This window comes from Desulforhopalus vacuolatus (assembly GCF_016918505.1).
GTDB classification, from domain to species: domain Bacteria; phylum Desulfobacterota; class Desulfobulbia; order Desulfobulbales; family Desulfocapsaceae; genus Desulforhopalus; species Desulforhopalus vacuolatus.
Genome location: NZ_JAFFPZ010000138.1, coordinates 1 through 382 on the forward strand (window position 1 = coordinate 1; position 382 = coordinate 382).

General features: G+C 55.2%; 1 protein-coding gene. It reads right to left on the reverse strand.

Going from position 1 to position 382, the window contains the following annotated elements; all coding sequences use genetic code 11:
- Positions 1 to 304 (reverse strand): SDR family NAD(P)-dependent oxidoreductase (locus tag JWG39_RS16250; protein WP_240192194.1); only part of this gene is annotated, 304 nt, incomplete at its 3' end.
- Positions 305 to 382 lie beyond the last annotated feature (78 nt).

Consider the following 382-nt stretch of genomic DNA (forward strand, 5'->3'; position numbering starts at 1 on the left):
CCACATAGGCATGCGGATTGACCAGCGAGTACCGAACCCCGGCCTGGGCCGCCAGATTGACCACCGCATCGAATTGTTCGGCAACAAACAGGTCTGCGGTCCGGTCCCGTTCCGCCATATCGAACTGGACGTGGCGGAACCTGTCGTGGGCCTGCAATTGAGACAGACGGTCCTGTTTCAATTGCGGATCATAATACTCGTTGAGATTATCGAGCCCGATAACATCCCTGCCTTCGGCGAGCAGGCGAAGTGCCAGACCATGTCCGATAAAACCAGCCGCGCCGGTGATTAATATTTTCCGCATTTCCCGCAACCTGTTACGGAGCATACCTGCTCATTGCCGTGCCGGATACCTGGGAACAGTGGTTTAATCGTCATAATC